Origin of the sequence: Tessaracoccus lacteus (assembly GCF_029917005.1) — a bacterium.
Classification (GTDB): Bacteria; Actinomycetota; Actinomycetes; order Propionibacteriales; family Propionibacteriaceae; genus Arachnia; species Arachnia lactea.
Map to the genome: position 1 here is coordinate 2,196,482 of NZ_CP123967.1, position 23,869 is coordinate 2,220,350.

The following is a 23,869-nucleotide window of genomic DNA, read 5'->3' on the forward strand; positions in this document are numbered from 1 at the left end:
AGCCTAGGCCATGTCGCCGGCGGCGTCGTCCACCGGATCCGGGGACCGCCCGTCGTCCTCGCGGCGGCGCCCCGGCCACTCGCGTCTCACCAGCCCGACGGCGAGCCCGCCGGTCAGGCCGGAGAGCCCGAGGATGGTCGGGGCGAAGATCAGCAGCTCGGGGAACCGCGCCCCGACCTCCGCTAGCCTGCCGGTGCCGAGGCCGCCGGAGCCCAGCGCGCAGGCGGCGGCGACGAGCAGCCCGGCGAGCACGCCGGACAGGCCGCCGACCAGGGCCGTCTCGTCGAAACGGGCGCGGGGGCGGGCCAGCGCGATGACCACGCCGGCGACGAGCCCGGCCAGCACGCCGACGACGAGCCACCACAGCTGCACGGGCGACATATCGCCAGTGGGCACCGCCCCCAGCACGGGGATCGACGGCAGGATGCCGACGTCGGTGGTGGCGACCGTGACGAGTGTCCCGTCGCCGAAGGTGATGCCCGCTCCGAGCACCCAGGAGGCGCAGGCCAGCACGAGGTTCGGCAGGTAGAGCAGGTGCAGCACGACCTGCAGCACCGCGCCGACCGCGCCACCCCCCAGCGCCACGACGATGTCGGTGACGCGCTCCTGCCCGGACCAGAGCGCCAGCGCCAGTGCCGCTGCAGCTCCCGCGAACACCACGAGCAGCGCGGCGCCCATGGCCCTCGGCACCGCCTGCAGCCAGGACGGCCAGACGGCGGTCGGGTCGTACCCGACTCCCCTGCTGGCCCCCCACAGGCCGGAAACGGCCGCCACGACGATCGTGCCGATCACCAGGCCGGGCGTGACGTTCCCGAGCAGCGCACCGGTGAGGAGGACGACCACGAAGTACACGCCGGCGAAAAGGCCGGCGACCCGCAGCGCAACGGCCTCGCCGTCGACGAGCAGCTCGCCGGTGTCGTCGGGGTCCTGCCCATGCGACGCGGCGAGCCTCGCCGCCAGCGAAGAGACGGGAATCGCGACGAACACGAGCAAGGCAGTGAGGCCGAGCGGCGCAAGCGAGACAGCCTGCCCACCGACGAGCACCGTCCCGCCGTGGGCGAGCAGCAGGACGGAGGTGGCGAGCCGCAGGGCCGCGCCGAGGTCGGCCTCGGGGGAGGTCAGCCAGCCGACAGCGCAGAACGCGGCGACCAGCACCCAGCCCACGGCCAACACGGCCACGGGGCCGGCGCCGGCGACGAGCCACCACGGCAGCGGCAGCCGCTTCGGCGACTGCGCGCTCGGAGCGTCTACGTCGACGGCCACGGTGCGTGGAGCCCTGTTGCGCGCCATAGTCCTGGGGACCCCCGGTAGTCTTGCCCAACGAGGCGACCCGGAGGCGCCTCGCGAGGAGGTGGAAAGATGTCAGCTGGCGAGCCGTTCCGCCCACGCCGCGCCTGGCAGCAGCCGGCGACGGAAGACTCGACCGCCTCGGACGATACCCCAGCCCAGACGGGGCGCCGGGCCCGACGCGGCGAGGAGCCTGCAGCTGGACCGGAGTCCCGGCCGACTGATCCGCCGCAGGCGCGCCGCCCCGCCCGGGCCGCCGTCGCGGGCCTCGGCGACGAGCCGCCGGAGCCCGCCGTCAATCCCTTCGCCCGCCCCGGCACGCAGTCCGCCGAGGCCCCGGCTCCCGATGCGCGCCCCGCCGTGCACGCCGATGATGCCTCCGCGACCCCCATCCCGGCTCCCGTCATGCCCCGCTCCGCGGGGGAGTTCGCCGAGAGCCCGGGCCCGGCGCCGCGTCGTTCGGCCCTGAGCTCCACCACCCCTCTCACGCCTGAGGGCGATGACTCCCCCACGCCGGAGCACTGGCTCAGGGCGCACCGCGCGACGCTCACCAAGTGGGCCGCTGCCGGCCTCATCGTCGCCCTGGTCGTCGCCGTCCTCGCCTTCCTGATCGTGCGGACGGTGCGCCAGTCGGCCGGGGAGCAGCCGTCGGCCTCACCCAGCCCCTCCTCCACGGCCACCAGCGCAGCACCTGCGGATGTGGACGTGCTGCTGACCCCGGCTGATCTCGCCACCGTCGCCTCGTCGGCCTGGACCATCACGGCGACCTCGCAGTCGCTCGGGGACCACTCTGGCCGTGTGGCCTGCTTCCAGACGGCTCCCCAGGAGCCGAACCCGACAACGACGCTGCAGCGCACCCTCGCCACCACGGACGAGACGGCGGCGCTGCACCGGGTCGATGTGTTCGCCGACGCCGACGTCGCGGCGGAGGTGTTCGAGTCGCGGGTCTCGGTGCTGTCGAGCTGCTCCGAGGTGCCGAGCTACATCGTCAACGCACAGTCGGTCAGCGGTCTGGCCGAGGACACGTTCCAGATCACTGTCGAGTTCCAGGACGATCCCTCCCAGTTCCACACGGTGCTCATCACGCGCGCGGGGGCCGCCGTGCAGATGCTCGACGTGACCAAGTTCGGTTCCGCCGTCGACGCCGAGACTCCCGCCGAGGCCATCACGCGCAGCCAGGAGGTGCTCTCCGAGGCGCAGGGCGCCGACGCACCGTCGGACGTCCAGGTGACCGGGACCGTGATCCCTGCCGTCGAGCCCCTCGGCTGGCTGAGCCCCTCGGATCTCCCGCGGATCCGCGCCGGCGCCGGCCGCTGGTCCATGACCGGTCCCGGCGATCTCACCTCGACCGGCACCGGCTGCGAGAACCTGACCCTGGCGACGGAGGCGGGGCCCGCAACGCGCTCGCAGGCCACCTACCTCATGACGCAGGACGACGAGGCGCCCACCACGTTCGGCATCGACGAGATGCAGTTCTACTTCGAGAAGAGCGACACGGCCAAGGACTTCGCTGACAAGCTCGTCCGTGGCCTCACCAGCTGCGCCGACCGCGTGAACACCGCGACGGTCAAGCGACTCGACGATGTCAAGACGACCGTCGGGGACGCCACCGGCACCAGCAGGCTGTTCGACGTGTCGCAGGCCACGTCGGCCACCGAGTCGGTCGAGTACCAGCTCCTCGTCACGCGCGTCGACGACCTGGTCAGCTACACGCTCGTCTCGGTGTCCGAGGACTACCGCATGACGACGGACCAGCTGAACGCGCTGGCGGCCCGGGTCGCGGTCCGCGCGACTCAGGCCGACTCGTAGCGTCGCGTATCAGCCGAGGCTGCCCCGCTGCCTCGCGATCGCGTCACGGGCGAGCTGGGCAGTCAGCGAGGGGGTGCGCCCGACGGCCACCCCGGCGGCCTCGAGGGCCTCCTTCTTCGCGGCAGCCGTGCCGGACGAGCCGGTGATGATGGCTCCCGCGTGTCCCATGGTCTTGCCGGGCGGGGCGGTGAAGCCCGCGACGTAGCCGACCACCGGTTTGGTGATGTTGCTCGCGATGTACTCGGCCGCCCGCTCCTCCGCATCGCCGCCGATCTCCCCGATCATCACGATGATGTCGGTGTCAGGGTCGTCCTCGAACGCCTTCAGCGCGTCGATGTGGCCGGTTCCGACGACCGGGTCTCCGCCGATACCGATCGCCGTGGAGAACCCGTGGTCGCGCAGCTCGTACATCATCTGATAGGTCAGCGTGCCCGACTTCGACACGAGCCCGATGCGGCCCGGCCCGGAGATCTGGGCGGGGATGATGCCGGCGTTCGACTTTCCGGGCGAGATGAGTCCGGGGCAGTTGGGCCCGATGATCCGGGTCGCCGAGCCACGGGCCGCGGAGATGAACTCGACCGAGTCATGCACCGGAATGCCCTCGGTGATCACGACGACCAGGCCGACCTCAGCCTCGACGGCGTCCAGCACCGCCTCCTTGGCGAACGGCGGGGGAACGAACACGACGGACACGTCGGCGTGGGTCGCGGCGACAGCCTCCGGGACGGACCCGAACACCGGCACCGGGTCCTCCTCGAACAGGACGGAGGTGCCGCCCTTGCCGGGCGTGACGCCGCCGACGATCCGGGAGCCGGACATGATCATGCGCTGCGTGTGCTTCCGGCCCTCCCGGCCCGTCATGCCCTGGACGATGACGCGAGAGGACGCGTTGATGAAGATCGACACTTCGCTCAGTTCCCTTCGGAGGCAAGGCGCGCGGCCGTACGGGCCGCCTCGTCCATGGTGTTCTTGACGGTGATCATCGGGTGATTCGCCTCGGCGAGGATGGCCTTGCCCACCTCGACGGAGTTGCCGTCGAGCCGCACGACGATCGGCAGGTGGGCCTCGTCGCCCAGGATCTCCAGAGCGTTGACGATGCCGGTCGCGACGTCACTGCAGGCCGTGATTCCGCCGAACACGTTGACGAAGACGCTCCTGACCTGCGGGTCGCTCATGATGATGCGCAGGCCGTTGGCCATCACGGCGGCTGAGGCACCGCCGCCGATGTCGAGAAAGTTGGCGGGTCGCGGCTTCCCGGGGAGGTCCTCTCCCGCCCCCGCGACGACATCGAGGGTGCTCATGACGAGGCCCGCGCCATTGCCGATGATGCCGACGGTCCCGTCGAGCTTGACGTAGCCCAACCCCAGCTCGCGGGCCTGTCTTTCGAGGTCGACGTCGCCGCTACTCTCCTTGTACTGCTCGCGGTCGGGGTGTCGGAAGGTGGCGTTGTCGTCGAGCGTCACCTTCCCGTCGAGCGCGATGATGCTGCCCGATCCGGTCTTGATGAGCGGGTTGACCTCCACCAGGGTGGCGTCGGCCCCGGAGAACACGTCCCACAGCCTGACCATGACCTCTGCCACGCGGGCGTGGTCCTCGGGCAGGAAGCCCGCCTCGGTCACGATGCGCTTCGCGACCGCGGGCGAGACGCCCTCGACCGGGTCGAGCGGCACCTTGACGAGCGCCTCGGGCCGCTCGACGGCCAGCGTCTCGATCTCGACGCCACCCTCGATGCTGCACATCGCCAGGTATCCACCGGACGCCCGATCCAGGAGGATCGAGAAGTAGAACTCCTCCGCGATGTCGGCGCCGGGGCTGACCATGACAAGCTCGACCCTGTGGCCCTTGATGTCGAGGCCAAGGATCTCGCGGGCCGTGGCGGCCACGGACCCGGCTCCACGGGCGAGCTTCACGCCGCCCGCCTTTCCCCGTCCGCCGACCCGGACCTGGGCCTTGATGACGGCGAGCTCGACGCCGAGCTGTTCGTAGGCGGCAACCGCCTCCTCAGGTGTGGTGGCCGTCCTGCCCGACAACACCGGCACGTTGTAACGCTCGAACATGTCGCGCGCCTGATACTCCAGAAGATCCACGTTGTTCCTTGGAATGTGAGGGTCAATGCGCGCCACGATACCGGCGCTCCCGCCACCAACGGGGCAGAAGCACACCATCCGCCCACACGCTGAGGGCTTAATGAGACCCGGTCTTTGAGAGATTCCTGAGAACTGTTAAGGTTCCCTGCGGAACGGTCACATCGATGGACCGGCCGGCTGGAACACAAGGAGTCAGGTGAACGACAACGCATCGCGCAGCGCACGCCGCGCCGCAGTCGACATCGACGACATCGTCGAGGTCGAGGCGACCGGTTCCCCGGCCCGCCGTGGGGCCACCGCCCTTCGGTTCAGCCGCAGGCTGATCTCCCTGTCTGTCGCCGGCGCGCTCAGCGTCTCGGCCCTGTTCGCCTTCGCCTTCGTCGCCCGCGGTGCCGGGTTCGACGCGGCCGACGACGTCGCCGTCCCCGCCGCGGCCGCCTCCGCCGCCGAGGAGGCCTTCGGGGACCGCTCGGAGGAGGTCAGCCGCAGCGTCGTACGCTCCCACCTGAGCGACGCGATCGCCGATGACGCCGCCAAGGAGCGCGAGTCGGCCCTCGCCGAGTCGAACGAGTCGGCCGCCGAGGCCGAGACCGAGACCACCGCCGCCGAGCGCGAGAGCCTCATGTCGGCCGATCTGGTGCTCGTCGCCAAGCAGTCGAAGAAGCTGAAGGCCGAGGCCGAGGCCGCCCAGAAGCTGCTCGAGACGGCTGCGGCAGCCGCCGTCGGCCTCAGCATCAACGATCTCTCTGCCCAGGACATCGAGAACCTCACCACCGAGGGTGGCTCGATGCCCGTCAAGTCCAACTACCGCATCGGCGCCAGCTTCGGCGCCACCGGCACCTGGGCGCGCTACCACACGGGCCAGGACTTCCCGGCCCCCGTCGGCACGCCCATCTACGCCGCCGCCTCCGGCGTCGTCCTCAGCTCCACCGCCGGCTCCTGGGCCGGCACCAACGTCGTCATCCAGCACTCCAGCGGAGCGACGCTGTACGCCCACATGAGCCGCAAGGTCGTCTCCCCCGGTGACACAGTGAAGGTGGGACAGCTGATCGGATACGTCGGCGTCACCGGCCGCTCCTTCGGCGCCCACCTGCACTTCGAGTACTACCCCGACGGCACCACCCCGGGCGACATCTACTCGGCCAGCAACCCCGTCACCTGGCTGAAGTCGCTCGGCGTCTCGGTCAGGTAGGACCCCTCGCTCCGCTCGGGGCGTTTCGGTAGGCTCAACGACCCGTGATCGGTTCCCTGAGCTCGTCGAAGGGCCCTGAGCCCGTCGAAGGGACACCCCCGCGTCGCCCTTCTCACCCCGCGCCGCGCACAGAAGTGGCCTGGTCCCCAGCACGCGCACATGAGCCGAGTGCCAGGGACCAGCCCACAGTTGTGCGCGTGAGGGAACCTCTCGACAAGCTCGAGGCGTTTCGACAAGCTCAACGACCCGACTGCGGTTCGCTGGGCCCCACCGGTTCCCTGAGCCTGTCGAAGGGCCCCACCGGTTCCCTGAGCCTGTCGAAGGGCCCTGAGCGAAGCGAAGGGTTCTACAGCTTCTCCATCGGCGCGTGGCGGAGGCTGAGGCGCTTGGAGCCGGCAGAACCGAAGTCGACGTCGACCTTCGTCGCGTCCCCGGCGCCGTGTACCGCGATGACGGTGCCCATGCCGAAGGCCGTGTGCAGCACCCGCTCGCCCACCTCAACGGAGGCCACGCGGTTGACGGGCACCTTCTTCCCGGAACCGAAACTCTGCATCGACGCGGTGGTGCTCGAGCGACGGCCCGAGTCGCGGCCGGCCCACGTGGTGGTGGCCTCTCCTGTGCGGCGCCAGTCGACGACCTGAGCTGGCACCTCATCGAGGAACCGGGAGGCGGGGTTGTAGTTCGGCTGGCCGAAGGTGATGCGGACCTGCGCCCGGCTCAGGTAGAGGCGCTTGCGGGCGCGCGTGATGCCGACATAGGCCAGTCGACGCTCCTCCTCCAGTTCCTCCGGGTCGGTCAGCGCACGCATGTGCGGGAAGATGCCCTCCTCCATGCCCGTCAGGAAGACCGTGTCGAACTCCAGCCCCTTCGCCGTGTGGAGCGTCATGAGGGTCACGACGCCCTTGCCCTCCTCGTGCTCGGGGACCTGGTCCGAGTCCGCCACCAGGGCGATGCGTTCCAGGAAGGCTGGCAGCGAGTCGTCGGGTTCCGGCATGCCGGAGGCCAGCCCGGACTCCGCTGCCTCGGCCTCCTCCAGGTCGACGGCGCCGACGGAGGCGACGAACTCCGCGGCGACGCTGACGAGCTCCTCCAGGTTCTCCAGGCGCGTCTCGTCCTGCGGGTCGGTGGAGTTATGGAGCTCGGGGACGTATCCGGATTCGTGCAGGATCGACGTCAGCACCTCGTCGGCGGGCCTGCCCTCCGCGACCATGGCGCGGTGCAGGTTCATGACGTCGACGAAGCCCTGGATCTGCTTCGACGAGCGGGTCGCGAGCCCCGGTGCCTCCGACGAGCGCTGCAGCGCATCGAAGAAGCTGATCCGCTCGGCGCTGGCCAGCGACGCGATGGCAGCCTCGGCGCGGTCGCCGATGCCGCGCTTCGGCACGTTGAGGATGCGCCGCACCGACACGTCGTCGGCCGGGTTCGCCAGCGCCCGCAGGTACGCGATGGCGTCACGGATCTCGCGGCGCTCGTAGAAGCGAACGCCGCCGACGACCTTGTAGGGCATGCCGACGCGGATGAACACCTCCTCGAACGCACGCGACTGGGCGTTGGTGCGGTAGAAGACCGCGGTGTCGCCGTACTGGCTGGCCCCCTCGTCAGACAGCCTGTCGATCTCGGTGGCGACGAACTGGGCCTCGTCGTGCTCGGTGTCGGCGACCCAGCCGGTGATCAGCTCGCCGTCCCCGAGGTCGGACCACAGCGACTTGTCGCGGCGGCCCTGGTTGCGGGAGATGACGGCGTTGGCGGCCTTCAGGATGTTGTGGGTGGAGCGGTAGTTCTGGTCCAGCACGACGGTGGTGGCGCCCGGGAAGTCGGCCTCGAAGTCGAGGATGTTGCGGATGGTGGCGCCGCGGAAGGCGTAGATGGACTGGTCGGAGTCGCCGACGACCATCAGCTCGGCCGGCTCGACGACCGGGGTGCCGTCGACGACGCCGGTGGTCTGCTCGCCGCACAGCTCCTTCACGAGCGAGTACTGCGCGTGGTTGGTGTCCTGGTACTCGTCGACGAGCACCTGACGGAACCGGCGACGGTACTTCTCCCGCACGTCGGGGAAGGCGCGGAACAGGTTGACGGTGGTCATGATCAGGTCGTCGAAGTCCAGGGCGTTCGCGGCCCCCAGACGGGTCTGGTAGTCGGCGTAGGCGGCGGCGTAGGTCACCTTGACGGGGTTGTCCGCCTCCGAGCGGGCCGTCTCGTGATCGACCAGCTCGTTCTTGAAGTTGCTGACCACCGTCATGACCTTGCGGACGGGGAACTTCTTCGGATCGACGGCCAGGTCGCGCAGGACGAGCGACATGAGGCGCTTCGAGTCGGCGTCGTCGTAGATCGAGAAGCTCTTGGAGATGCCGAAGCGGTCGATGTCGGCGCGCAGAATCCGCACGCAGGCGGAGTGGAACGTCGAGACCCACATGAGCTTGGCGCGGTTGCCGACCAGATCGACGACGCGCTGGCGCATCTCGGCGGCGGCCTTGTTGGTGAAAGTGATGGCGAGGATGGATCCGGGGTGCACGTTCCGCTCGGCGACCAGGTAGGCGATGCGCCTCGTCAGGACCCGGGTCTTGCCGGAGCCCGCGCCGGCGACCACCAGCACGGGGCTTCCCTCGTGCACGACCGCCTCCCGCTGGGGCCCGTTGAGGCCCGCGAGGAGCTCCTCGGCGCTCACCTTCTTCGCGCTGCCCTGGCGACGCTCGGTGTTCTCGCGGGGCTTCGGGGCCTCCGTCGGCTGGAAGACGGCGAACAGGTCAGGCATCAGGGAGTCGCTCATAGCGTGGGTCAGATTACCCTCCCGCACCGACGATCGACGCGTCGGTAAGCTGCAGACATGCGTCGCACGTTCGCCCGGCTCACTCGACTGTTCAACCGCGTGACCGTGGCCCTCGTGCTGGGTCAGCTGGCCGCTGTGATCGCCATCACGGTGACGGAGGCCAGTCGGAAGAAGCACCGGAAGCTGCGCAGGTTCCCAGTCACGCCACCCGAGCCCATTGCATTCGAGTCGAATGAGCTGACCATCTACACCTACGGCGAGCATGTCTTCGACGACATGATCGAGGCGATCGACTTCGCCCAGGAACGCGTCTACTTCGAGACCTTCATCTGGAAGGGCGACGACGAGGGCCAGCGCTTCATGGACGCCCTGATCCGTGCCGCCGACCGCGGCGTCGAGGTCCACGTCATCTGGGATGAGTTCGCGAATCTCGTCGTCCCCCCGAAGTTCTACCAGCAGCTTCCGGACCGGATCCGCACGCTGCGCCTTCCGGCGATGCCGATCCCGTGGTCGCCGCGCACCTGGGGCCGCGACCACCGCAAGCTGCTGGTCGTCGACGGGATCATCGGGTTCATCGGCGGCTACAACATCGGCTCGCTGTATGCGACCGACTGGCGCGACACCCACGCCCGCATCGTCGGCCCCGGGGCCGCAGAGATCGAGAACGCGTTCATCGACTTCTGGAACCTGCACACCGGGCGGCGGCGCAGGCGAATCGAGCACAACCCCAAGCGCACCTGGCAGACGCGCATGTGGGTGCACCGCAATGTGCCCCGGCTGCAGGTGTACCCGATCCGCAACATGTACCTGGAGGCCATCGACCGCGCCTCCGAGCGAATCTGGTTCACGCACGCCTACCTGATCCCTGACGAGGACCTGATCCGCGCGCTGCGGGATGCCTGCCGCCGCGGCGTCGACGTGCGGATCATCGTGCCGGCCGTGTCCAACCACGTCGTCGCGGACTGGCTCTCGCGTGGCTTCTACACGACGCTGCTGGAGGCCGGCATCAAGCTGTACCTGTTCCAGGGCGCGATGGTGCACGCGAAGACCGCGACGATCGACGGCAGCTGGTCGACGATCGGAACGGCCAACATCGACCGGCTGAGCCTGTGGGGCAACTACGAGATCAACCTGGAGATCGCCGACCCGTACGTCGCCGAGCGGATGGAGGAGATCTTCCTCACCGACCAGTCGAACACCGTTCAGCTGAACGAGGAACGGTGGGCACGACGCTCGTGGGTCGCGAAGCTCACCGAGCTGTTCCTGTCCCCGCTCAGGCCTCTGTTCTGAGCATCGGATCCGCCCCTGTCGGGGTTGTCCCCGATTCAGCCGAGGGCGTATAGCCGGGCAGGATCAGGGTCGTTCCGTGTAACAGTGACCCCTTGTCAGTGCCATGCTGGGCACATGGGAACCATCATTGCCTACATCGTCATCGGCCTCCTCGGAGGCGCAATCGCCAAGGCGATCCTGCCCGGCAAGCAGGGTGGCGGCTGGGTCGCGACGATCCTGCTCGGCATCGCGGGCGCTCTCGTCGGCGGCTTTATCGGCGGCGCGATCTTCGGCGTCAAATACTCGGACATCTTCTCCCCCACGGGGCTGATCTTCTCCGTGCTCGGCGCGCTCCTGCTGCTGGTGATCTACGGATTTGTCACCAAGAAGAAGGCCTGACGCCTCCCCGTCCTTTCCTTCCCCGCCTACCCGACGGCGCCGGCTCCGGCCGGCGCCGTCGCCTATGTCCGGGCCGGCTAGCCTCGGCGCCATGACGATCGACCTGTGGCTCGCCAGCTACACCCCGCCCCACGGCAGCGGCCGGGGGATCTCCGCGGCCGCCTGGGACGGGGCCGCTTTCACCGTCGGCGGCCTGCTGGCGGGGGCTGCATCGCCGTCGTTCGTCGCCCAGCACCCGAGCCTCGACATGCTGTACGCGGTGGAGGAGCACGAGGGGCGCCTCCTGGTGCTGCGCCGCGAGGGCGACGCGTACGTCGCCGCGCAGACCCTGCCCGCCGGCGCCGCCGCCTGCCACGTGCGGGTGGAGGCGGACGGGTCCGGGGTGACGGTCGCCTGCTGGGGCGACGGGGCCGTGCTGCACTACCTCCTCGACGACAACGGGCTGGTCACGACGACGCTACGCGCCCCCGCCGTCGATGCCGACGCGACGAGGGCCCACGCGTCGGCGGCCCTGCCAACGGGCGGTTTCGTCACCACCGACCTCGGCGCCGACCTGCTGCGTCGCTTCCGCGTCGCCGACGGTACGCTGGCGGAGGTCGACAGACTGCAGCTGCGGGCAGGGGTCGGCCCGCGCCACCTGGTGGTGCACGAGGAGTGGTTGTTCGTGGTGACGGAGTTCAGCAACGAGGTGCTGGTCGTCGGCTGGCCCGGCGCCCTCGAGCTCGTCGGCAGGCACCCGGTGCGCGCCACCGGCGCCGACGGCGACGCCTGCGCGGAGATCGCGCACGTCGGCGGCTGGCTGACTGTGGGCGTGCGCGGATCGGACGTGCTCGCGGTGCTGCGGATCGTCGACGACCCGACGAAGCACGTCATCGAGCTGGAGCCGGCAGGGGAGGTCGCGACCGGCGGCAGCCATCCGCGCCACCACCTGCACGTGCCCGGCGCGGTGCTGGTGTGCAATCAGCTGTCCGACCAGGTGACGGTGCTGCCGTTCGACGAGGCGACTGGTCGGCTGGGCCCCGCGGCCGCCGTCGTGCCCGCCGCGTCGCCGACGCAGCTGGCTCCCCTGCGCCGCTGAGTCAGATCAGGTGGCGGTCGGTGGCCCACTTGGTCAGCTGGTGGCGGTTGCTGAGCTGCAGCTTCCGCAGCACCGAGCTGACGTGGGTCTCGACCGTCTTGATGGAGATGAACAGCTCCTTGGCGACCTCGCGGTACGAGTAGCCGCGCGCGATCAGCTTGAGGACCTCGCGCTCGCGGGCGGAGATCTTGTCCAGCTCCTCGTCGATGCTGGCGACGTCGACGGCTCCGGAGAACGCGTCGAGCACGAAGCCCGCGAGCCGGGGCGAAAAGACCGCGTCGCCGGCCGCGACCCGGGTCATGCCCTCCAACAGCTCGTCGGAGCTGATGGACTTGGTGACGTAGCCGCGGGCGCCCGCGCGGATGACGCCGATGACGTCCTGGGCCGCGTCCGAGACGGACAGCGCGAGGAACTTCACGTCGGGGCACTGCGGCTGGACCTGCTTGATGACCTCCGCGCCGCCGCCCCCGGGCAGGTGGACGTCGAGGAGGACGACGTCCGGCTTCTGCTCGACGATCACCTCAACGGCGCTGTCAACGTCCTCGCCCTCGCCGACGACCAGGCACTTGCCGCCGATCTCGTGACGCACGCCGGCGCGGAACATGGCGTGGTCGTCGACGATCACCACGCGCAACTCCGACAGTGGGACGGGAGTCGGAGCGGGTGTGGCGTCATCGGTCATCGGGAGATCTCCAGTTTCACTTCGGTGCCCTCACCGGGGGTGGAGCGGATCGTCGCGGAGCCGCCGTAGCGGTCCATGCGGGCCTTGATGGATTCTCTCACGCCCATCCTGCCCGAGGGAACGGCGTCGGGGTCGAAGCCCGCGCCCCGGTCCCGGACGAAGATCTCGATGCGGTCGTCCTCGGCCTCGGCGTACACGTCGATCCGCGGTGCACCGGAGTGCTTCGCGGCGTTGGTGACGGCCTCTCCCGTGGCCATGATCAGCGCCTCGACGCGGTCGTCGACGGTCGCGTCGCCGACGCAGACCAGCTCGACGTCGACGGGGAACCGGCCCTCCACGTCGGAGGTCATCTCCCGCAGCGCGGAGCGGAGCGAGGCCGCGCGCGCGGTCTCGCCGTAGAGCCAGGTCCGCAGTTCGCGCTCCTGGCGGCGGGCGAGCTGCGCGACCGTGGCGGGGTCGTCGGCCTGTCGCTGGATCAGCGCGAGGGTCTGCAGGACCGAGTCGTGGAGGTGGGCCGCCATATCGGCCCTCGCCTCGGCACGCAGGCGCTCCGCGTCGGCCTGGCGGACGCGGGCCCGCTGCTGGTACAGCCAGGGCGCGGCGACGACCACGAGTCCGGCGAGCAGCACGCCGGAGGCACCGAGCACGCCCGGGAGCTGGGACAGGCCGATCTGGGTGGCGAGGATCCACGAGATGCCTAGGCCGACGAGCACGAGTCCGCCGACCAGCCGCAGCACGCTCATGGCACCGCCGCCGCGCGTGAGCCGCTGCCACGCTCCCCTGCGGTCCTCCGGCGCGACGCGTTCGTCGACCTGCAGCCAGATGGTGATGACGCCGAGGCCGCCGATCACGGCGGGCCAGAACAGGCCGGTCGGCACGACGCCGCCGGACACGAAGAGCCACAACAGGCCGACCACGACAAGGCCACCGGCGATCACGACGCCGTCGTCGGGTTTGACGGGGGCGGCGGCCGCGGGGCGCATGCCCCTGCGCGTCGCCGCCGCGAGCCCGGCGGGTTCGTCGGACCCCTGGTAACGCGGCACCAGCACCCACAGCGCGCCGTAGGCCAGTGCCCCGGCACCGGAGAACATGGCCGCGATGACGAAGCAGACGCGCACGAGCGTCACGTTGATGCCGAGGTGCGCGGCCAGCCCCTGGGCGACGCCGGCGATGACCTTGCCGCTGCCGGCCCGGCGCAGCGGCACCCGGGCAGGCGCGTCCTGGGCCGCGGGCAGGTTGGTCATGGGTCCAGCCTGTCACGTCGACCCACCTGGGAACCAGCCCCGGCGGGGGTATCCAGGGACGGCTCAGGGGGTTTCCCGATGCGGTCGTTTCGCGCCATCGGCCACACTGGAGGCATGTCCACCGAACTCGACCTCGCCTGGCTCGACCCGAGCTGTCGGGACCTGACGCGCCGCGAGGCCGACGGTCTCGGGTCGGGGCTGAGCCGCGCCATGGCGCAGCGGCTGGGCGTGGACGTCATCATCGTGCGCGTCGCGTTCGTGGTCCTTGCCCTCAGCGCGGGCCTCGGACTCGCCCTCTACGGCTGGGGCACGCTGCTGACCCGCGGCCCGCAAGGCAGCCGGCCCATCGATGCACTGCTCCCCTCCTTCCGGACGTGGAGCCTCGGGTCACAGAAGGCCGCGGTCATCATCACGACGCTCATCTTCACGTTCGTGGTGGCCGCCTCCACGCCGCTGCCCTGGGGTGCGGGGTTCCTGCTGCTCGGCGTGGTGATCGTCGTCCGCCGGTGGGCGCTGCGCGGAGTCCGGTCTCCCGAGCCCACCGGCCAGGAGCTGAGCGTCGACGCGCAGCTCGTGGCATGGCGGTCCCGGCTCGAGGCCGCGGCGGGGACCACAGTCCACACCGTGCCAGAGCTGGACCTCGACACCGCCCCTGTGGTCCCGGCGCCCGCCCCGCCCCGGGCCCGACGCTCGTGGCTGGCGGGTCTAGCAGTGCTGGCCGCCGGGGGCGGAGTCGGCGCGATCGCGCACTTCGTGGCCGGGTTCTCCGATGCGGTCTCCCTCGCGGCCGGCGTGGTCGCGGCCGGCGCCACGGCCGTCGTCCTCGCGCTGGTGATGCGCACGCGTCGAGTTCCGCGGCTGGTGCTCGCGGCGCTTGCCGTCGCCGTCCTCAGCTGCGGCTGGCTCGCCAGCCAGTCTGGCGCTGGTCCGGCACCCGACCCCGGGGTCCTGGAGATCAGCGCCACCGCGACCGACGAGACCATCGACCTGGGCGAGGCGGATCTGACCGGCGTGGACGAGGTCGTCATCCGCGCGGTGGCCGCGGACATCACCGTGGCCGTGCCCGGGCCGGTCGGCGAGCTCTCTTCGGACCTGACGCTCAGCTCTCTTGCCGCGGACCCCGACGTCGAGACGGACACCGGCGTGACGGTGCTCGACCGGCTGGTCATCGACGCCACCGCCTCTGATGTCAAGGTGGTGAGGGGCGAATGAACCGACCCGGAATCGACGCGGGCGCCATCGCGCTCGGCCTTGCCGCCATCGGCTTCGGCGTGGTGCTCGTCCTCGCCGGGCAGCTGAGCTCGGCCGCCATCCAGCCCATCCTGGCCGTCATCCTCGCCGCCGCGGGGGGAATCGGTCTGCTGATCCACCGCGGCACCACCCGGAACCGCAACAAGTAAGGAAATGTCATGAGTCTGTCCCGTAGCAACAACGCCATCGTCGCGGGCGTGGCCGGAGGCATCGCCAAGGCCGCCAACCTCGACCCCACCTGGATCCGCGTCGCCTTCGTCGTGCTGACCGTGTTCAGCGCCGGCACCGCCCTGGTCGTCTACGCCCTGCTGTGGGTCATCCTGCCGAAGGAGGGCCAGAGCGGGACGCTCGCGCAGGACGGGATCGAGAAGGCCAAGCGCTGGGCCGCCGACCGGAAGAACACCGACGGCGGCATCTGAGCCCATTGACGCGGACGGCCCCGTAGCTTCGTCGAGCTGCGGGGCCGTCGGCCGTCCGGGTGGGATCACTCCCACTCGATGGTGCCCGGGGGCTTGCTGGTGATGTCGAGGGCCACGCGGTTGACCTCCGGTACCTCGTTGGTGATGCGGTTGGAGATCTTCTCCAGGACCTCGTAGGGCAGGCGGGCCCAGTCGGCGGTCATGGCGTCGTCGGAGGTGACGGGGCGCAGCACGATCGGGTGGCCGTAGGTGCGGCCGTCGCCCTGGACGCCCACGGAGCGGACGTCGGCGAGCAGCACGACGGGGAACTGCCAGATGTCGCGCTCCAGCTTGGCCGCGGCGAGCTCGTAGCGGGCGATGGCGTCGGCCTGGCGCAGGGTGTCGAGCCGGTCCTCGGTGACCTCACCGATGATGCGGATCGCGAGGCCCGGGCCGGGGAACGGGTGGCGCCAGACCATCTCCTCGGGCAGGCCGAGCTGAAGGCCGACGGCGCGGACCTCGTCCTTGAACATCTGGCGCAGCGGCTCGATGAGCGTGAACTGCAGATCCTCGGGCAGGCCGCCGACGTTGTGGTGGCTCTTGATATTCGCCGCGCCCTCGCCGCCTCCGGACTCGACGACGTCGGGGTACAGCGTGCCCTGGACGAGGAAGTCGATGCCCTTGTCGCCGGCGATCTCGCGGGCCTGGGACTCGAAGGTGCGGATGAACTGAGCTCCGATGATCTTGCGCTTGGTCTCCGGGTCGGACACGCCGGCCAGGGCGCCGAGGAAGCGGTCCTTCTCGTCGGCGACGACCAGGTCGACGCCGGTGACGGCCACGAAGTCGGTCTTGACCTGCTCGGCCTCCCCCTGACGCAGGAGGCCGTGGTCGACGAACACGCAGGTGAGCTGCGGGCCGATGGCGCGCTGCACTAGCGCGGCGGCGACAGCCGAGTCCACGCCTCCGGACAGCGCACACAGCACGCGGCGGTCGCCCACCTGGGCGCGGATGGAGTCGATGGCCTCGGTGACCATGTTCTCGGGGGTCCAGTCGGGCGTCAGCTCCGCGATGTTGAACAGGAAGTGCTCGAGCACCTGCTGGCCCCACTGCGAGTGCAGGACCTCTGGGTGCCACTGCACGCCCGCGAGCTTGCGGCCGAGGTCCTCGAACGCGGCGACGGGGGCACCGGCCGTGCGGGCCAGCACCTTGAAGCCCTTCGGCGCCTTGGAGACCGAGTCGCCGTGGCTCATCCACACGTTGAGAGTGTTGGGCATGCTCGCGAGCAGGCAGCCGGAGTCGTTGATCGACAGCGACGTGCGGCCGTACTCGCGCTGGCCGGTCCTCGCGACGGTGCCGCCGAGCCCCTGGGCCATGATCTGGAATCCGTAGCAGATGCCGAGCACCGGGACGCCGGCCTCGAAGATCGCCGGGTCCATCGAGGGTGCGCCGTCCGCGTAGACGGAGGCGGGGCCGCCCGAGAGGATGATCGCGGAGGGTCTGAGGGCGAGGATCTCGTCGGCTGAGAGCTTCGAGCTCACGATCTCGGAGTAGACCGAGGCCTCCCTGACGCGGCGGGCGATGAGCTGTGCGTACTGGGCACCGAAGTCGACGACGAGAACCTTCTCGTGTGCAGTCATGCGGCCGAGTCTAGAGCTTCGACACACCCGTGGCACGTTCGGGGCCCTGGCCTGGGCCTCTCCGGAAAATCTCCGCTGCGTCGGGAATAAACCGCCCTGTCAGGCGGGTTGGCGCTGACATGAGCATTTACCCGGACGTGACGGCGCTGATCGGCCGCACCCCCCTTGTCAAGCTGAACCGCATCGCCGGCGACAACGCGACCGTCGCCGCCAAGCTGGAGTTCTACAACCCCGCCAACTCGGTGAAGGACCGCCTCGGCGTCGCCATCGTCGATGCCGCTGAGGCCTCCGGAGAGCTGAAGCCGGGCGGCACCATCGTCGAGGGCACCTCCGGCAACACCGGCATCGCGCTCGCGATGGTCGGCGCCGCGCGTGGATACAACGTCGTCCTGACGATGCCCGAGACCATGTCGCTGGAGCGTCGCGCGCTGCTGCGCGCATTCGGCGCCGAACTCGTGCTAACCCCCGGCCCCGCCGGCATGCGTGGCGCGGTCGAGAAGGCCGAGGAGATCGCCAAGGAGCGCGGGGGTGTCCTTGCGCGCCAGTTCGCCAACCAGGCCAACGTGGAGATCCACCGCAGGACCACCGCCGAGGAGATCTGGAACGACACCGACGGCAAGATCGACATCCTCGTCGCGGGCGTCGGAACCGGCGGCACCATCTCCGGCGTAGGCCAGGTCCTCAAGGAGCGCAAGCCCGAGGTCCAGATCGTCGCCGTCGAGCCCGCCGAGTCGCCGATCCTGTCCGGCGGCCAGCCCGGCCCGCACAAGATCCAGGGCATCGGCGCCAACTTCATCCCCGAGATCCTCGACCGCTCCGTGATCGACGAGGTCCTCCCCCGCAACATCGACCAGGCCGTCGAGTTCGCCCGCAAGGCCGCAACCGAGGAGGGCCTGCTGGTGGGCATCTCATCGGGCGCCGCCCTCTCCGCCGCGGCCGAGATCGCCGCCCGCCCGGAGAATGCCGGCAAGACCATCGTGGCCATCGCCGCCTCCTTCGGCGAGCGCTACCTGTCCACCGTGCTCTTCGAGGGCCTGCTCGACAAGTGACCTGAGTCCCGCGAACGGGGTCCGGCTGCCGCCGGGCCCCGTTCACTGCTTCTGGGCACCAGCCTAGCGACGCGACGCCTCCCTTGGCTGCAGGGCTCGTCACCACGCACATGGCGCCGGTTGAGACAGCCATGACTTGTCAATGCCCTCCTCAAGAGCCCGTTCACAGGTGATCTCATCGAGAGGGATCGGCAGGTCGCCGCACGGATCCTCCCCGTCCCCATCCCGGCTCAAGGGCAGGCACTGGGTGGTTCACCTCACGGCAGGTGCTGCGGTTGTCGGCTCCTCTCCGAGCCGCGCGAGCCGCCAGACACCATCCCCGATCGGCACTCCTTCGAAGGCGCTCTCCGCGGGAACTACCGTGACACTTACCACTTCACCAGGCTCCGGTATCACTGCACCAAGCGCCCCAGCCAGACTCCTCTGCGCGTTGTAGTCCCCACTCAGGATGATGATGCCTTCGGGTTTGAGTGCGGAGCGCGACCCTCCGTTACTGCGAACTCTCTTCATGTAGTCCTTCTGCTGGGCAACGGTCGCGATGATGTTGTTACTCAGCCGTAGGTTCTGGGCCACGCGAAACAGCTCGTTGAGCCTCTTCTGTCCGCTCGGTTGACCCATCACGTGATCAACTAACTCCCGCGGGAGTTGCAGGAGCGCGTTGGGCTGCATCGGGTGGTCTCTGAACACCCACTGAACGGCCGCTCGCCCATCCGGGTTGAGGCTGGTCTTGCGGTCGCGGTTCTCACTCACCCGCCGATGCGCCGCGGTGGCCCTGACGACTCCCACACTCCACTGCGTCTTCGCATCATCAGCCTTAGCGACGAGCAGCAACTGCTCGAATGCCTCGACCGGAATCATCCACTGGCCACTGTGCGAGTACTTGCAGTCAATCTCCATACCCAAGATCGAGAAGTCGAGTAGGTCACCGTCCTCAAACTTGAACTCTCGCTGCAGGTTGATCTCAATCAGTGTTCCAAAGTGCGTCTTCTCAGTCTTGAAGAGCTGATCGAGGCGATACCGACCCGTCCGCTGGCCGTCATAGATCTGGTCGAAGGTCTCTCGGAAGACCTTCGCCATCCTCTCTCCGTGCGGATCCTGCACTCGTAGCCACGAGACGACCTCCGGTACGGCTGCGTCCTCCAGTACGGCTGCGTCTGCCTGCGGGTCACTCTGCGTTGGCTGCTCCACCATGGCTAGCAGGCTAGCGTTCGCCGACGGAGCAGGGAGCCCACATAGGGATTGTCAGTCACCGCAGGTAGGTTTGCCCTATGGAGAGAAGCAGAGCACTGACGTCTGTCGAGATCTGCGCCGGCGCCGGTGGTCAGGCACTTGGCCTGGAGCGCGCAGGTTTCGAGCACTCAGCTGTGATCGAACTCGACAAGCACGCCTGCGCGACGCTCCGAGCCAATCGTCCGGAGTGGAACGTCATCGAGGTTGACCTTCTTGAGTGGACGCCGCCCCAGACTCTGATCGACAGCCGTGTTGACCTCTTCGCTGGCGGCGTGCCCTGTCCCCCATTCTCGATGGCCGGTCGACAACTCGGACGAGACGATGAGCGCGACCTGTTTCCCACCGCCCTCCGGCTTGTTGAGACGCTTCAGCCCCGCGCCGTCATGCTCGAGAACGTCCGCGGACTGCTCGACGCCAAGTTCGATGACTACCGTCGCCACATCCTGCAAGAGCTTCAGGAGATGGGCTTCCGCGGCGAGTGGCGGCTGCTCCAGGCCTCCGACTTCGGCGTCCCCCAACTGCGGCCGCGTTCCATCCTGGTAGCGCTCGCCGAAGAGTATGCGCCTTTCTTTGCGTGGCCCGAGCCTTCCGGACAGCCTGCCCCGAGCGTCGGCGAGGCGCTGGGCGACCTCATGTCCGAAGGAGGATGGCTGGGAGCCGCCGAGTGGGCGACCAATGCACAGACCATCGCGCCGACTCTTGTCGGAGGTTCCAAGAAGCACGGAGGCCCGGATCTCGGCCCGACACGTGCCCGACGGGCGTGGGCTGAACTGGGCGTCGAAGGCCGCACCATCGCTGATGCACCGCCTTCCCCATATCACGAGGGGATGCCGAGGCTGACAGTGCGAATGGCTGCACGGGTTCAGGGGTTCCCCGATGATTGGCACTTCGTTGGGCGAAAGACCAACTCGTACAAGCAGGTGGGGAACGCCTTTCCTCCCCCAGTAGCCGAGGCCGTTGGGCGGGCAATCCGCAAGGCGTTGGAATCCGGTCAGGTCGCTGACCGGTCGCTCACCTTCGAACGAGACCCTCACCCCATGCCCGCTGCCGCCTCATGACGCTCGACTAGACGCCGCTCGCTCACCTGCGACCCGCAGACGCCATGGACCTGGCAGTATGTGGCCATGCAAGAGGACGCAGTTCCATTCGATCAGCTCGCGACTGCTGATCTGATCCTCGACCGCGTCTACCTCGGGGGCAGCTTCGGCAACTTCAGTGATGACCCTCTCGGCAGACTGATGCCCGTTGGAAACCAGGGCGGTTTCAGATTCAAGGGCAGCGTCCTCGACAAGACCGTTCGGTTGGCCGTCCTCTACACCTCTGGTGAGGAGATCGACTGGCCCGATCACATTGAACCGACGACCGGCGACTTCACCTACTACGGCGACAACCGACGCCCCGGAAAGTCACTGCACGACACCCCGCGACGAGGCAATCTGCTGCTCCGAGACATCTTTGCCGCCTCACGCGCAGATGCCACAGAGAGGCTCTCGGTACCTCCCATTTTTCTGTTCGAGAAGGTCCTTGGCAGAGCCGTTCGCTTCCGCGGGTTGTTAGCTCCAGGATCTCCGAGACTCACGAGCGACGAGGAGCTCGTGGCAATCTGGCGCACGACGCGCGAGCTGAGGTTCCAGAACTACCGTTCCCACTTCACAGTCCTGAAGACCCCACGAGTCTCTCGGGCGTGGATCAACGAAGTTCTGGCTGGCGACCCTCTAGGCCCCGCCTGCCCCTCGGAATGGCGTGCCTGGGTCAGGAGTCGCATCTATCAGCCCCTTGAGGCGCCACGGAACACCAACGTTCGTTCCAAGCTCGAGCAGCTCCCTGATGCCACTGATCTGTGGATTCTCAAGGCCGTGCACCGGCACTTCTCTCTAGAGCCAGTGCAGTTCGAGAACTTCGCAGCCGAAATGTGGGTCCAGTTCGATCCGCATGTGACATCGATCGAAGTGACTCGACCCAGTCGAGACGGAGGGCGCGACGCGATTGGCGAATATCAACTCGGACCGACAAGCGACCCGGTCAAGCTCCAGTTCGCCCTCGAAGCCAAGTGCTACGACCCCGAGGGCGGCGGGCTCGGCGTCAGGATGGTGAGCCGACTCATCTCGCGTATCAAGCACCGCGAGTTCGGAGTCTTCGTCACGACGGCGTTCATAGCCCAGCAGGCGTACAAAGAGGTACGAGAGGACGAGCACCCGATCGTGTTCGTGACTGGACGCGAGATCGTTGACATCCTGAAGCGCATGGGGATGAACGATCCCCGGACGCTCTGCTCTTACCTCGAACTCAAGTTCCCCCTCGGGGCCCCTGGGTCTCTGGTCAACCCCGGGGAGAGACCAGTTCCGTCCGACTGGGTTGCCGCTGGTGACGCGGAACGACCCGCAGCAGAAGCTACTAAGCTCCTCGTCGATGATGTTAGGTATCCGGAGCGCTCCCTCAAGGCAGCGCAATTGGGCTCTTGAGCGAAGCATGACCTCCCATCATTAGAGAGGCGCCCTGCGCAGCGCAGGGAGTCCGTCTCACTGAGCGGCGGAGGCCGCAGCGAGTGTTGTCAGCCGCAGCGGGCGAGGGTGGCGGCGTCGGCGATGGTTTCGCACCAGTGGTGGATGGTCTCATCGACGGTGCTGGGCTGGGGGCCGAGGTCGGGGGTGCATTCCAACCATGCACCGCCGTGGGTGACCTCGTAGACATAACCGAGGGGGCTGGTCCAGCGGAAGTGGCCGGGTGTGATCTGGTTCAGCACCCAGGCGCCTTTGGTCTTGCCGCGGTGGATGCGGCGGCAGAGCTGGGCGAGGTTGTCCAGTCGGGTCTGGCTGGGTCGGCCGGGCTGGTAGGTGGTGTTGTGGTCGATGTCGAGGCGGCGGGTGCGGGTGGAGAACGGGAAAGCCTCCGTGGGGCGCAGCAACCGCAGGGCTTTGCGCATCCGCCGCGTCGGCCGGTACCCGTCGGCGGCGGGGGTGTTGTTCAGGTCGATGACGGGCTGGACCTTCAGGGCGATCTCCCCGTTGCGGTATCCGTCGCCGAGCAACTCGCCCAGCAGCGTGGTGGTGAGGGTGTCGGCGCGTTCGACCGATGCGACGGGGTCGAGGTTTGCGTCCTTGTCCGTGGTGATGTGCACGATGATCTCCACCCTCGGCAGGGGGGTCGACGGCTCGCTGAGCCTGTCGAAGCGCCCTGAGCGCAGCGAAGGGTCCCGGCTCCAGTCCTGCGTCTCGTCAACGCTGGCCATGCCGGAAAGCACTGCGTGGGGCGGTGGGTCCTCGCCTCGCTGCGCTCGGCGCCCTTCGACGAGCTCAGGGAACCGGTCGGGTCGCTGAGCACTTCGACCGGGCTCAGCACAGGCCTGTCGAGGCGCCTTGAGCGAAGCGAAAGGACTTACCAGGCCCGAGCGATCCGACCGCAGATCATCATCGGGTGGCCCTTCGACGAGCTCAGGGACCCGGTCGGGTCGCCGAGCACTTCGACCGGGCTCAGCACAGGCCTGTCGAGGCGCCTTGAGCGAAGCGAAAGGTCCCACTCCACCCGAGCGGTCCAGTCGCGGATCGTCGGGTGGCTGCCAGTCGGGAGGCTCATCATCAGGGAACGGGGGCTCATCGTCCTCGTCAGGCGGCTCCACTGCCAGCGGCGACTCGAGGACCAAGGGCCCTGCAGCCGTGCCGATGTTCGACTCGCTGCAGGGACCGTCCCAGCCGATGCCGAGGGCGGGCTGATCGGCTTCGAGAAGTGTGAGAAGGAGGTCCGGGTTCATCGCCAGCGACAGGGCCTTCGCCCGCCGGGCGGAGTGGCCCAGGCCGGGATAGCGGGCCTTCAACCGCTCCGAGATCTGGTGCAGTCGCTCGTCGACGATCCTGCCATCCAACACGTCGAGCCGACCACCGATGCTCGTGACGCCGGGTTCCTCGTCACGCAGCCACACCCCACGCCGCGCCCGGGCCTCAGCCTCCCGTTCCTTGGCGGCGGCCGCGTCGGCGCGGATGATCAGTTTCTTCAGTTCCGCCAGCGCGGCGCTGGGCACCAGGCCGTACTGCCTCGGCAGCCAACGGGCGGTGACGGTCTCGGCGTGCATCGGATCCAGGTCCCGACACAGCCAGGCCGCCCTCGCTGCGAGCCAGCACTCGACCTCCCCGTTGAGCACGGCCTCGAACAGCATCGGATGGCGGTACTTCAGATTCAGCGCGGAGGCGATCCTCTCGATCGCAGCCGTCTGCGAACACCTCAGCAGCGCCGCAACCTCCATCGCCAGGAACTCCGACACACCCGGGGTACCCTCCCCACCGGGGCGGACCAGCTTCTCTGGGAGTTTCGTGTCGCGGTCCCGGTAGATCTCGGTCCCATAATCCAACAGGTCCGCCTCATCCAACCTGTACGCGACGGCCAGGTCGCAGATGGCTTCGAGTTCCTCGGCCTCGCCGCGGCGACGCAGAGCGACACCGGCGCGGAGGCGGATGGTCGCCTCCCGGGAATCGTCACGTCGCCGGGTTTCCATGACC

General features: G+C 68.9%; 20 protein-coding genes. 11 read left to right on the forward strand and 9 right to left on the reverse strand.

Annotated features, from left to right (window positions below):
- Window positions 1–3 precede the first annotated feature (3 nt).
- The gene (locus tag QH948_RS10210) at window positions 4–1,263 is read right to left on the reverse strand and encodes a cell division protein PerM (protein WP_281144288.1); all 1,260 of its coding nucleotides are present in this window, start codon (window positions 1,261–1,263) and stop codon (window positions 4–6) included.
- A 96-nt stretch (window positions 1,264–1,359) separates the two neighbouring features.
- Here QH948_RS10210 and QH948_RS10215 point away from each other — a divergent pair, with 96 nt between their 5' ends.
- Entirely contained in the window at window positions 1,360–3,096 is a 1,737-nt protein-coding gene (locus QH948_RS10215; protein ID WP_281144289.1) for a hypothetical protein, read from the forward strand.
- Between the two features lie 9 nt (window positions 3,097–3,105).
- Here QH948_RS10215 and sucD read toward each other — a convergent pair whose 3' ends face one another.
- A complete protein-coding gene (gene sucD / locus QH948_RS10220; protein ID WP_438874140.1) occupies window positions 3,106–3,957 on the reverse strand; it encodes a succinate--CoA ligase subunit alpha in 852 nt (283 codons plus the stop codon).
- A 50-nt stretch (window positions 3,958–4,007) separates the two neighbouring features.
- Window positions 4,008–5,183 carry an ADP-forming succinate--CoA ligase subunit beta gene (gene sucC / locus QH948_RS10225; protein WP_281144290.1) on the reverse strand — a complete coding sequence of 392 codons (1,176 nt, stop codon included), beginning with the start codon at window positions 5,181–5,183 and terminating at the stop codon, window positions 4,008–4,010.
- Between the two features lie 196 nt (window positions 5,184–5,379).
- Here sucC and QH948_RS10230 point away from each other — a divergent pair, with 196 nt between their 5' ends.
- Window positions 5,380–6,375 carry a M23 family metallopeptidase gene (locus tag QH948_RS10230; protein WP_281144291.1) on the forward strand — a complete coding sequence of 332 codons (996 nt, stop codon included), beginning with the start codon at window positions 5,380–5,382 and terminating at the stop codon, window positions 6,373–6,375.
- Window positions 6,376–6,721: 346 nt separating this feature from the next.
- Here QH948_RS10230 and pcrA read toward each other — a convergent pair whose 3' ends face one another.
- Window positions 6,722–9,142, reverse strand: coding sequence for a DNA helicase PcrA (gene pcrA / locus QH948_RS10235; protein WP_281144292.1), 2,421 nt, complete (start codon window positions 9,140–9,142; stop codon window positions 6,722–6,724).
- A gap of 57 nt (window positions 9,143–9,199) precedes the next feature.
- Here pcrA and QH948_RS10240 point away from each other — a divergent pair, with 57 nt between their 5' ends.
- From QH948_RS10240 to QH948_RS10250, 3 genes are all read left to right on the forward strand, one after another.
- Window positions 9,200–10,432 carry a phospholipase D-like domain-containing protein gene (locus QH948_RS10240; RefSeq protein WP_281144293.1) on the forward strand — a complete coding sequence of 411 codons (1,233 nt, stop codon included), beginning with the start codon at window positions 9,200–9,202 and terminating at the stop codon, window positions 10,430–10,432.
- Between the two features lie 114 nt (window positions 10,433–10,546).
- Window positions 10,547–10,810, forward strand: coding sequence for a GlsB/YeaQ/YmgE family stress response membrane protein (locus QH948_RS10245; protein ID WP_281144294.1), 264 nt, complete (start codon window positions 10,547–10,549; stop codon window positions 10,808–10,810).
- Window positions 10,811–10,901: 91 nt separating this feature from the next.
- Complete coding sequence (locus QH948_RS10250) at window positions 10,902–11,888, forward strand: lactonase family protein (RefSeq protein ID WP_281144295.1); 987 nt, start codon at window positions 10,902–10,904, stop codon at window positions 11,886–11,888.
- Window position 11,889: 1 nt separating this feature from the next.
- Here the strand turns inward: QH948_RS10250 and QH948_RS10255 are convergent, their stop codons facing one another.
- Together QH948_RS10255 and QH948_RS10260 are read right to left on the reverse strand one after the other, a co-directional pair.
- Window positions 11,890–12,570 carry a response regulator gene (locus tag QH948_RS10255; protein ID WP_281144296.1) on the reverse strand — a complete coding sequence of 227 codons (681 nt, stop codon included), beginning with the start codon at window positions 12,568–12,570 and terminating at the stop codon, window positions 11,890–11,892.
- Window positions 12,567–13,814, reverse strand: coding sequence for an ATP-binding protein (locus QH948_RS10260; protein ID WP_281144297.1), 1,248 nt, complete (start codon window positions 13,812–13,814; stop codon window positions 12,567–12,569). Before QH948_RS10260 ends, QH948_RS10255 begins: the two co-directional genes overlap by 4 nt.
- 114 nt (window positions 13,815–13,928) lie before the next feature.
- Between QH948_RS10260 and QH948_RS10265 the strand changes: the two genes are divergently transcribed.
- Genes QH948_RS10265 through QH948_RS10275 form a run of 3 tightly spaced genes read left to right on the forward strand, consistent with a single transcriptional unit; the run spans window position 13,929 to window position 15,484 of the window.
- Window positions 13,929–15,026, forward strand: a complete 1,098-nt coding sequence (locus QH948_RS10265; RefSeq protein WP_281144298.1) for a PspC domain-containing protein — start codon at window positions 13,929–13,931, stop codon at window positions 15,024–15,026.
- On the forward strand, window positions 15,023–15,214 hold the full coding sequence (locus tag QH948_RS10270) for a hypothetical protein (protein ID WP_219083559.1): 192 nt from the start codon (window positions 15,023–15,025) through the stop codon (window positions 15,212–15,214). Before QH948_RS10265 ends, QH948_RS10270 begins: the two co-directional genes overlap by 4 nt.
- Window positions 15,215–15,223: 9 nt before the next feature.
- Window positions 15,224–15,484 carry a PspC domain-containing protein gene (locus QH948_RS10275; RefSeq protein WP_281144299.1) on the forward strand — a complete coding sequence of 87 codons (261 nt, stop codon included), beginning with the start codon at window positions 15,224–15,226 and terminating at the stop codon, window positions 15,482–15,484.
- A 65-nt stretch (window positions 15,485–15,549) separates the two neighbouring features.
- Here QH948_RS10275 and guaA read toward each other — a convergent pair whose 3' ends face one another.
- The gene (gene guaA / locus QH948_RS10280) at window positions 15,550–17,100 is read right to left on the reverse strand and encodes a glutamine-hydrolyzing GMP synthase (RefSeq protein WP_281144300.1); all 1,551 of its coding nucleotides are present in this window, start codon (window positions 17,098–17,100) and stop codon (window positions 15,550–15,552) included.
- Between the two features lie 119 nt (window positions 17,101–17,219).
- On the opposite strand from guaA, the gene cysK reads away from it, so the two are divergent.
- Window positions 17,220–18,149, forward strand: a complete 930-nt coding sequence (gene cysK / locus QH948_RS10285) for a cysteine synthase A (protein ID WP_281144301.1) — start codon at window positions 17,220–17,222, stop codon at window positions 18,147–18,149.
- A 252-nt stretch (window positions 18,150–18,401) separates the two neighbouring features.
- On the opposite strand, the gene QH948_RS10290 is transcribed toward cysK, so the two are convergent.
- A complete protein-coding gene (locus tag QH948_RS10290; protein ID WP_281144302.1) occupies window positions 18,402–19,340 on the reverse strand; it encodes a NaeI family type II restriction endonuclease in 939 nt (312 codons plus the stop codon).
- A gap of 77 nt (window positions 19,341–19,417) precedes the next feature.
- Between QH948_RS10290 and QH948_RS10295 the strand changes: the two genes are divergently transcribed.
- Together QH948_RS10295 and QH948_RS10300 are read left to right on the forward strand one after the other, a co-directional pair.
- Window positions 19,418–20,437, forward strand: a complete 1,020-nt coding sequence (locus QH948_RS10295; RefSeq protein WP_281144303.1) for a DNA cytosine methyltransferase — start codon at window positions 19,418–19,420, stop codon at window positions 20,435–20,437.
- Window positions 20,438–20,503: 66 nt separating this feature from the next.
- The gene (locus tag QH948_RS10300) at window positions 20,504–21,841 is read left to right on the forward strand and encodes a restriction endonuclease (protein WP_281144304.1); all 1,338 of its coding nucleotides are present in this window, start codon (window positions 20,504–20,506) and stop codon (window positions 21,839–21,841) included.
- 89 nt (window positions 21,842–21,930) lie between these two features.
- Here the strand turns inward: QH948_RS10300 and QH948_RS10305 are convergent, their stop codons facing one another.
- Complete coding sequence (locus tag QH948_RS10305) at window positions 21,931–23,865, reverse strand: DUF222 domain-containing protein (protein WP_281144305.1); 1,935 nt, start codon at window positions 23,863–23,865, stop codon at window positions 21,931–21,933.
- Window positions 23,866–23,869: the final 4 nt, after the last annotated feature.

Coding starts and splice junctions, on each gene's coding strand:
- QH948_RS10290 (WP_281144302.1), bottom strand. CDS start 19,340: ATGGTGGAGCAGCCAACGCAGAGTGACCCGCAGGCAGACGCAGCCGTA.
- sucD (WP_438874140.1), bottom strand. CDS start 3,957: ATGACGGGCCGGGAGGGCCGGAAGCACACGCAGCGCATGATCATGTCC.
- QH948_RS10270 (WP_219083559.1), top strand. CDS start 15,023: ATGAACCGACCCGGAATCGACGCGGGCGCCATCGCGCTCGGCCTTGCC.
- QH948_RS10265 (WP_281144298.1), top strand. CDS start 13,929: ATGTCCACCGAACTCGACCTCGCCTGGCTCGACCCGAGCTGTCGGGAC.
- pcrA (WP_281144292.1), bottom strand. CDS start 9,142: ATGAGCGACTCCCTGATGCCTGACCTGTTCGCCGTCTTCCAGCCGACG.
- QH948_RS10275 (WP_281144299.1), top strand. CDS start 15,224: ATGAGTCTGTCCCGTAGCAACAACGCCATCGTCGCGGGCGTGGCCGGA.
- QH948_RS10250 (WP_281144295.1), top strand. CDS start 10,902: ATGACGATCGACCTGTGGCTCGCCAGCTACACCCCGCCCCACGGCAGC.
- QH948_RS10300 (WP_281144304.1), top strand. CDS start 20,504: ATGCAAGAGGACGCAGTTCCATTCGATCAGCTCGCGACTGCTGATCTG.
- cysK (WP_281144301.1), top strand. CDS start 17,220: ATGAGCATTTACCCGGACGTGACGGCGCTGATCGGCCGCACCCCCCTT.
- QH948_RS10215 (WP_281144289.1), top strand. CDS start 1,360: ATGTCAGCTGGCGAGCCGTTCCGCCCACGCCGCGCCTGGCAGCAGCCG.
- QH948_RS10295 (WP_281144303.1), top strand. CDS start 19,418: ATGGAGAGAAGCAGAGCACTGACGTCTGTCGAGATCTGCGCCGGCGCC.
- guaA (WP_281144300.1), bottom strand. CDS start 17,100: ATGACTGCACACGAGAAGGTTCTCGTCGTCGACTTCGGTGCCCAGTAC.
- QH948_RS10260 (WP_281144297.1), bottom strand. CDS start 13,814: ATGACCAACCTGCCCGCGGCCCAGGACGCGCCTGCCCGGGTGCCGCTG.
- QH948_RS10255 (WP_281144296.1), bottom strand. CDS start 12,570: ATGACCGATGACGCCACACCCGCTCCGACTCCCGTCCCACTGTCGGAG.
- QH948_RS10305 (WP_281144305.1), bottom strand. CDS start 23,865: ATGGAAACCCGGCGACGTGACGATTCCCGGGAGGCGACCATCCGCCTC.
- QH948_RS10245 (WP_281144294.1), top strand. CDS start 10,547: ATGGGAACCATCATTGCCTACATCGTCATCGGCCTCCTCGGAGGCGCA.
- QH948_RS10240 (WP_281144293.1), top strand. CDS start 9,200: ATGCGTCGCACGTTCGCCCGGCTCACTCGACTGTTCAACCGCGTGACC.